The sequence below is a fragment of the Parabacteroides hominis genome (assembly GCF_014287585.1).
GTDB classification, from domain to species: domain Bacteria; phylum Bacteroidota; class Bacteroidia; order Bacteroidales; family Tannerellaceae; genus Parabacteroides; species Parabacteroides hominis.
Genome location: NZ_JACOOJ010000100.1, coordinates 1 through 933 on the forward strand (window position 1 = coordinate 1; position 933 = coordinate 933).

General features: G+C 43.1%; 2 protein-coding genes. Both read right to left on the reverse strand.

Translation table 11 applies throughout. The features are described 5' to 3' along the window. Nucleotides 1-355 (reverse strand): hypothetical protein (locus tag H8S65_RS20820; RefSeq protein ID WP_186931716.1); only part of this gene is annotated, 355 nt, incomplete at its 3' end. Between the two features lies 1 nt (nt 356). After that, nucleotides 357-836 (reverse strand): HK97 gp10 family phage protein, encoded by a 480-nt coding sequence (locus H8S65_RS20825; RefSeq protein ID WP_186931717.1) that lies wholly within the window; start codon nt 834-836, stop codon nt 357-359. Between the last annotated feature and the right edge of the window lie 97 nt (nt 837-933).

A 933-nucleotide genomic window follows, 5' to 3' on the forward strand; every position in this document is an offset into this window, starting at 1 on the left:
TATTCGTACAATCGAAGCCTTCTTTTGCTTCGCCAAGAGGTTCGGACCAGACGATCCGGGATTTCCAGTACATGCCGAAAGGAGGTGTTATATTTCGCAGTGCAGACTTTATGTTTCGTACCGCTCCTTTCATTGACTGACGGGCTGGCATACCGTTCGTCTGCTTCTTCACGAACACGTTGATATTTACAGGTCCCTTATTGACAACATCCGTTTCGCTCAGTGCAAGCATCCGGATTGTAATATGGTTCTTCGTTTCCCCATCACCGGAACAATCTTTGTACAAGACAAAGCCAGCACTGGCCGATTCTATAGCATCATACACAACATCTACTATATCAAACTGATCTGCCATGTCAATACCCTTTCTTTGTAAGTTTATCGAACAATGTTTTACTTTGTTTCTTGATCCAATCTTCAGTATGCTCCGTCGCAACAGATATAACATCCAGGTTGTCGATAGCTTCCACATATTTGGCGTAAGGCATGGCTGCGACACCAATCAATACCCAACCTTTTTTATAAAGAGGAATCAGTTCGGAAACCAGCCGTTTCGCTTCACGCATACCTGGATAACGTTCAGATCCTTCCTCAGATAGCTCGTAGTTCTCGGTCAATATATCACCATCCTTAACGATCACATAACCGATAGAGCTACGGAGATTACCAGTATTATCCTGATAGTTTCCTTTCTTACGGGCAATCTTTACGAACTCTTCCCCAGCACGTTGCAATAGCTTGTATATCTGTTCTTCTGCCCTATCCACAAAATAATCGAACCATCGTCCTACTTCTCTATCACTCCACATAGGAGTCAAACCACCTTTCCTCGCCATCACTAAACATAAATTACAGAGTGAGTCTGAAATGATTCCCAGCAGATAATATTGACATCAAGTCCTATACTATCAATCCGGATATGCTTTGCATCCG